The organism is Bacillus sp. C30, assembly GCF_040838255.1.
Taxonomy (GTDB): domain Bacteria; phylum Bacillota; class Bacilli; order Bacillales; family Bacillaceae_G; genus Bacillus_A; species Bacillus_A mycoides.
Genome location: NZ_JBFPJH010000177.1, coordinates 1 through 6,824, shown reverse-complemented (window position 1 = coordinate 6,824; position 6,824 = coordinate 1). Strand labels below are relative to the sequence as shown.

10 protein-coding genes and 1 pseudogene are annotated in these 6,824 nt (G+C 33.0%); 7 read left to right on the top strand and 4 right to left on the bottom strand.

Annotated elements, in window-relative coordinates; genetic code table 11:
• Positions 1-134 precede the first annotated feature (134 nt).
• Positions 135-329, bottom strand: a complete 195-nt coding sequence (locus tag AB3X49_RS15470; RefSeq protein ID WP_001014315.1) for a YwbE family protein — start codon at positions 327-329, stop codon at positions 135-137.
• A complete protein-coding gene (locus AB3X49_RS15465; RefSeq protein WP_002015431.1) occupies positions 330-503 on the bottom strand; it encodes a hypothetical protein in 174 nt (57 codons plus the stop codon).
• 170 nt (positions 504-673) lie between these two features.
• Between AB3X49_RS15465 and AB3X49_RS15460 the strand changes: the two genes are divergently transcribed.
• From AB3X49_RS15460 to AB3X49_RS15435, 6 genes are all read left to right on the top strand, one after another.
• On the top strand, positions 674-1,366 hold the full coding sequence (locus AB3X49_RS15460) for a response regulator transcription factor (RefSeq protein ID WP_002088884.1): 693 nt from the start codon (positions 674-676) through the stop codon (positions 1,364-1,366).
• 1 nt (position 1,367) lies between these two features.
• A complete protein-coding gene (locus AB3X49_RS15455; protein ID WP_367963154.1) occupies positions 1,368-2,303 on the top strand; it encodes a HAMP domain-containing histidine kinase in 936 nt (311 codons plus the stop codon).
• A gap of 124 nt (positions 2,304-2,427) precedes the next feature.
• Positions 2,428-3,351 carry an ABC transporter ATP-binding protein gene (locus AB3X49_RS15450; protein ID WP_367963152.1) on the top strand — a complete coding sequence of 308 codons (924 nt, stop codon included), beginning with the start codon at positions 2,428-2,430 and terminating at the stop codon, positions 3,349-3,351.
• Positions 3,344-3,505, top strand: a complete 162-nt coding sequence (locus AB3X49_RS15445) for a hypothetical protein (RefSeq protein WP_002088880.1) — start codon at positions 3,344-3,346, stop codon at positions 3,503-3,505. Before AB3X49_RS15450 ends, AB3X49_RS15445 begins: the two co-directional genes overlap by 8 nt.
• Before the next feature lie 34 nt (positions 3,506-3,539).
• Entirely contained in the window at positions 3,540-4,244 is a 705-nt protein-coding gene (locus tag AB3X49_RS15440) for an ABC transporter permease (protein ID WP_341305667.1), read from the top strand.
• Positions 4,245-4,348: 104 nt separating this feature from the next.
• Positions 4,349-5,044 carry an ABC transporter permease gene (locus tag AB3X49_RS15435; protein ID WP_367963149.1) on the top strand — a complete coding sequence of 232 codons (696 nt, stop codon included), beginning with the start codon at positions 4,349-4,351 and terminating at the stop codon, positions 5,042-5,044.
• A 63-nt stretch (positions 5,045-5,107) separates the two neighbouring features.
• On the opposite strand, the gene AB3X49_RS15430 is transcribed toward AB3X49_RS15435, so the two are convergent.
• Both AB3X49_RS15430 and AB3X49_RS15425 read right to left on the bottom strand, forming a co-directional pair.
• Positions 5,108-5,440, bottom strand: a complete 333-nt coding sequence (locus AB3X49_RS15430) for a YfjL-like protein (RefSeq protein ID WP_367963146.1) — start codon at positions 5,438-5,440, stop codon at positions 5,108-5,110.
• 134 nt (positions 5,441-5,574) lie between these two features.
• The gene (locus tag AB3X49_RS15425; protein WP_367963145.1) at positions 5,575-6,078 is read right to left on the bottom strand and encodes a DinB family protein; all 504 of its coding nucleotides are present in this window, start codon (positions 6,076-6,078) and stop codon (positions 5,575-5,577) included.
• Positions 6,079-6,263: 185 nt separating this feature from the next.
• Between AB3X49_RS15425 and AB3X49_RS15420 the strand changes: the two are divergent.
• Positions 6,264-6,620, top strand: a pseudogene (locus tag AB3X49_RS15420) (sigma factor); the annotation flags it as partial.
• Positions 6,621-6,824 lie beyond the last annotated feature (204 nt).

The following is a 6,824-nucleotide window of genomic DNA, read 5'->3' as shown; positions in this document are numbered from 1 at the left end:
ACATTCTTTACCAGAAGATTTCCGTACAATTGATCAATTTAAAGAGGGAGACTATTTAAAAGTAGTTTTCATCGAAAAAATTAAAGGTTAATGAAAATAAGAAAAGGAGCTCAAGTTTAAATGAGCTCCTTTTCTTATTGAATAATATTTTGTACTCTGCCAACCTGTCCGTCTTGCAATCTTACTTTAATGCCGTGCGGATGTGAAGGTGAGTTCGTTAAAATATCTTTTACAATTCCTCTTGTTAGCTTACCTGTACGTTGATCTTGTTTTAATACAATATCGACTTCAAGACCTGATGAAATGTTAGATCGTTTTTGCCCGTTCATTTATACACCTGTACGTCTACGTTGGTTGTTTGTTTTCTTCGTTTGTTGGTTTTGTAATTTTTTCGTTTCTTGACTTTGACTTCCATTATTTGAGCCGTTTCCATTTCCTTGCTTTTTCTTCGCAAGTTGTTCGCGCATTAAATCAGCTAAGCTTACTTTTTTGTTTTCTGACATGATAAGTCTCCTTTATATAAAGTTAATTATGAACAATCGTAGTGAATTTCATCATATCATTGTTAAGGAAGGAAGGGAAGTTGGTTTGAAAATTCATATAATTCTTTCCAGCATTCATTCGTTACGATACAATTAAATTGTTAATGTTTGTTAAAAAAGGGGATAGAAATATGTCACATCATATTTTATTAGTTGAAGATGACATCTCAATTCAAGAGATGGTTGAAACATATTTAGTAAAAGAAGGTTTTCAAGTTACAATCGCATCTGATGGAGAAGAAGGAGTTAACGCATTTTTAAAAGGTTCATTTGATTTGATTATCCTCGATATTATGATGCCAAAGTTAGATGGCTTAGAGGTTGTGCGAATCATTCGAGAAAAAAGTGCCGTTCCGATTTTAATGATGTCAGCGAAAGATACAGATGTTGATAAAGCTGTTGGATTAGGACTTGGAGCAGATGATTACATTTGTAAGCCGTTTTCTATGATTGAACTAGCTGCACGTGTAAAAGCGGGTATTCGGAGGTCTACAAAGTATTCGGCTGTGGAATCAAAAGATGAGGCGATTCAGATTGGTGATTTAATAATTGACCCAATTAATTTTACTGTGGAGAAAAAGGGAAGACAGCTTAAGCTTACTTTAAAAGAATTTGAGATTTTAAAGCTATTCGTGAAGAATCAAAATCGTGTTTTTACGAAAGCACAAATATATACGCTTGTTTGGAATGAAGAATATTATGGTGATGATAATGTTATTAATGTTCATATGAGAAGATTACGTGAGAAAATTGAAAGTGATCCATCTAATCCAGAATATATTAAAACATTATGGGGCATCGGCTATAAGTTGGAAGTGATGTAGTATGGTTGTATTTTTAACAGTGGTGATTATTATATTGCTTATCGTTATTTACGTGCAATATAAAATTAGGAAAAATAGTAGTAGGAATTTACGCTACACGTATGAGAAGTTAAATCGAATTGTAAAAGAACAAACTGGTGAGAAGCTATTAATTATGACAGATGATCTAGAATTGCAAAAGTTATTAGTGGCGATTAATCATTTATTAGATGCAAAACAGAAAACGAATGCAGATCATGCGAAAGTGGAAATTTCGATGAGAAAAATGCTTTCAAATATTTCACATGATTTGAAAACACCACTAACAGTTATTCTTGGATATACCGAAATGTTAAATAAGGATAAAACGATAAATGAGAAAGAGCAGCAAATATTACTCGAAAAGGTGCATGTAAAAACACTAGAAGTGATGGAACTGATTCATAAGTTTTTTGATTTAGCAAAATTAGAATCCGGTGACAAAGCAATCGAGATGACAAAAGTAAATATGAATGAAGTTTGCCGAGAGAAGATTTTATCTTTTTATGATTTAGTGACGACGAAAGGTTTTCATGTCCATATCGATATAGCAGAAAGAAATATATATGCACTTGGAAATGTAGAAGTATTAGGCAGGGTATTGAATAATTTAATATCAAATGCGATTACATATGGGGACGATGGAAAGACAATTGGTATGACTTTAAGAGATGATGAAACGAGTGTGTATATAGACGTATGGGATAAAGGAAAAGGAATTGATGAATCTCATATTGATAAAGTGTTTGAGCGTATGTACACACTTGAAGATTCAAGAAATAGATTGTACCAAGGAAGTGGTCTAGGGTTAACGATTACGAAAAGGCTTGTGGAAGCGATGGATGGAGAAATTTATCTTTCTAGTAAGCCGTATGAAAAAACGGTTTTTACAGTTGTATTAACAAAGATGCAGTTTTAGCTTGTAGAGAAGTAGATTCTACAAGCTTTTTTGAACGTAAGGAATTTGTAAGGAACGGGTAAGAAAAAAGAGATTTCCGTTGTCTATTATAGAAATATAGAGCAGTGCGAAAGGGGAAAGTGACATGACATATATATTAAAAACGAACCAGTTAACGAAAGTGTTTAAAGGGAAAGAAGTTATTTCTAGTGTTAATATGCATGTGAAAAAAGGAGAGATTTACGGCTTTTTAGGACCGAACGGCGCAGGTAAAACAACGATTATGAAAATGATTACAAATTTAATAAAACCGACGAGCGGTGATATTGAAATTTTCGGTGAGAAGTTAACAAACACATCTTATGAAGTATTAAAAAGAATGGGGACAATTATTGAATATCCAATCTTTTATGATAAATTAACGGCGAAGGAAAACTTAGAATTACATTGTGAATATATGGGATATTACGATAAAAACGCAATTGATCATGCTTTAAATTTAGTGAAACTGCACGGTATAGATAATAAAAAAGTAAAAGATTTTTCATTAGGAATGAAACAACGACTTGGTATTGCAAGGGCGATCATGACAAAGCCAGAATTACTCATTTTAGATGAACCGATTAATGGTTTAGATCCAATTGGTATTAAAGAGTTACGAGACTTATTTAAAATGCTTTGCAAAGAATATGGCATTACGTTATTAGTTTCTAGTCACATTTTAGGTGAGATGGAACAAATGGCAGATACAATCGGTGTGATTCAAAATGGAAAACTAATAAAAGAAGTTTCAATGAAGAGTATTAACGGAAAACAAACAGAGTACATTGAAATCACTGTTCCTGACGTAAAACGTGCAGCTTATATTTTAGAAGATAAACTTGGTATAAAAAACTACAAAATAATGAGTGGAAACATGATTCGTGTTTATGAAGTGGCGGTGACGCAGCAGGCAATTTCAAAAGCACTTATTATGAACGATGTAGAAATTGAAAGTATTAATAAGAAACATAGTTCTTTAGAAGAGTATTTCTTAAATGTAATGGATGGAGAAGGTATTCATGCTTAATGGACTGTGGCTGAACCTGGTAAGTGGATTAATCGTAATGTTTATAAGTGGAATTCTCTATTATAGGAAACCAGAGCGGAAATGGTTGTTAATTCTACTAGTGATAGGAATGTTAAGCGTAGTTACTGCTGGAATTAGAATGTTAGCAGCGTAGAGAGAGTTATATAAAGAATGGAGGCGTGGTTTGTATGCTTAGATTAATGAAGCTAGAGTGGAAAAAACATCAATTATCTAGTTACTTTAAAAGTGTAGCAATTTGTATTATAGCAATTTTTATTGTAGTAAATCTTATGGCGTTGGGAGTGAAAGGCGAGGTAGATTTGCTACTCTCTGACTTCACACAACAAATGGCTTTAATAAACATTTTTATTAGGATAACATTCATTACTTTTAGTTCAGTCCTTTTATCACGTTTAGTAATTGATGAGTATAAGAACAAAACGATGCAACTATCGTTTATGTACCCGCTACAAAGGAAAATGCTAATGAGGGCGAAATTAACAATTGTTTTTTGTTTTTGTTTTGTGAGCACGATTATTGCTACTTTCATTATTAGTTTGCTCGTATATTTTGTGAGTCCAATGATCGGACTGATTGAAACGCCTGCTACGATAGGCGAATTAATAGCTAGCGTTCCAACTACTATTATAAGTGCATTTATGATATCTGGTATAAGTTTAATTCCTTTATTTTTTGGGATGAGAAAAAAATCGACACCGACAACAATTACTTCTGCAGTAATAATTGGGATGCTAATTAATGGTAACGTTGGTTCTGGAAACGGTCAAGTAAGTATGTTTAATTTTATCGCTATTCCAATAGTGCTCTGTTTATTAGGGATTTTTATTAGTTATCTTTCATATCGTAAAATCGACAAAATTGATGTGGCGTGAAGTAAGCTTAAAACAACAACGAACTGGGGTATGAATAGTGAAAAAAATAATAGTAATTGCAATTTTAAGTTAATTTCAGTAGCTTACATGAAAGGAGGACTATCATGCTACGTCTTATGAAGCTAGAATTGAGGAAGTTTAAGCTTGGATGGTATGTGAAGAGAGCGGTTATTGCGAATATCGTTATACTGGCACTACTAATCTTCGTTAGTAACGTTGCTCAAATAGAAGGGGATCCAAAAATAAGGGATCCGCAGATAATTTTGTCGATGGCTAGTGCGTTAGTAAGAGCAACATTTATTATTTTTGGTGGCGTACTAATAGCCAAGTTAATAATTGATGAATATAAAGGTAAAACAATACTACTCATGTTTTCTTATCCAATTAACCGAAAGAAAATGATGGCTAGTAAGTTGGCTATTACAGCGACATTAACATTTATAACAGTTATTTTATCGAACATTTTAGTAGTAGGAATTTTCTTTGGGATAGATAGTTATTTTTCAATTCTTCCTAATTCATTCACAGTAGATCAATTGATTCAAGAAGGGATAAATCTTATTCCTTTAGCCATTGCCACGGCAGGAATAAGCTTAATTCCTCTATATTTCGGGATGCGTAAACGTTCTGTGCCAGCTACAATCGTTTCTTCTATTATCGTTGTATTAATCGCAATTAATAACCCGCCCATATTTCCTATAGCGACGTTTCTTCCTCTTCAATTCACATTTGCAGCGATTGGAGTTGCGATTGCATATTACGGAATTAAAAATATAGAGAAGGAAGATATAACAGTATGACAAGAATACGTAAAAAAGAGTTGGCGTTATACCAACTCTTTTTTGTATATGTATGCTTCGTTACTACTCTGTAAATTTATAGTGTTTGCTTAAATACTCTTGCACTCCTGGAGAAATGTTAAAGTTATTAGAACCTTTATATTCGATAGTAAACTCTCCATCTTCAATTGATTCAAAGGCGATTGCATAGCTATCCATTTTAGAATCGTAAGAAGTATTTTTGACTTTTGTATCTAGATTAAAGTATTTTGTAATATACTCTTTTGATTCAGCAATTGCTGTTTGTTTTCCCCAAGGGGTACCATAACTTGTGAAATAAAGAGATACACCGATAACTCCAATGATAGAAGTTAGTAAGAGAGTTCTTATTGTTATTTTTTTGTTTTTTGTATTCAATTTAGTTCCCTCCAATTAATATGAATTTATCTTAACGTATTTTCTCATAAAATACCATTTAGTAGAAAATAGTTTCACATGAAACAAGTTACAGAAAAAGACAAGGTGCATAAACACCTTGTCTTTTTCTGTCGTTACATTTGGGGAGCTTCCATTCCAGTGGCAGCCCATTCTTCTTTTGCAGGACCATAAACGCCAGGGACTGTTAAGCCAGCTTGACGCATTAAAACAGTCATCTGTCCGCGGTGGTGATTTTGATGATTGATGAGTGTCATTAAAAATATAGAATTCGGCATAGGACGACCAAAGAAGTTATTAATAGTAGCTAAGTCTTTATCAGTCCACTCACTTTGAAGTGCTTCAATAAAAGCCGTATTCACTTTGAGATACCCATCTGCAATTGTTTTTGCTGAAGTTGGTACAGGATAATCTTTCGTTTCTCCTTCAAACTTAAGTCCTGTCCCTGATAGCATAACAGGAAGTGCTGTAACGATATGCCAAGCGACTCTCCCTAAAGTCCAGTGCCCAGGTGCAATTTCTTGTGATAAAGATTCATCGGTTAATGCATCGAGCATCTTCTGAGTAGACTCAGCCTCGTATGTCCATGATGTTAAAAAATCTTCAATAGTTTGGTACATAGTTATCCCTCCTGTTTTTCGCTCGTATATTAAATTCGTGAGAGATAATATAATCCCTGTTTCATAAGCGATACTTAATTAAGCATTGCTACAATATAAAAATAATTAGAAAATATTTGTAAAAGTGTCAGAAAATCGCCCTATGCATTCGTATATATAATGAATAGAGAATGGAGTAAAGAGTGGTGATAAGGGTGAAGGATATAGAAATAGTAGAAGGTCTTCGAAAACAAGATATGTTAGCATTACATACAGCAATTGATCGATATGGAGATTTAATTTATAAGGTGGTTCACAGTGTTTTAGATACGGCGCATAGTAAGGTGCTAGTGGATGAATGTGTTGATGATATTTTATTAATCGTTTGGTACAACATTAGTAGTTATGATGAAAAACGTGGGAAGTTTAGAAATTGGCTTATATCTGTCGCGAAATTTAAAGCCATTGATTATAAACGAAAAAGTAATAAGGTCTATCAATTACAAGAGTTTCAGCAAAAAATATATGTAGAAGGAAAAAATGTTAATTTAACAAAATATGAGGGTATTTTAAGTGTTAATATTTTTTGGGGATTTTGACGAAATAATAACGATTTATACGGATTTTAATATATTGTATTAAAATGTATACGTGTATCAAGGTTGAAGGAGCTGAAATTCCTTTAATGAGGAAGGCGAAAGTACAAGCGAAAGGAGAGCGCATTGCATGTAATATTTATTAGAATGTAAGGAAAAAAACCTTTATTT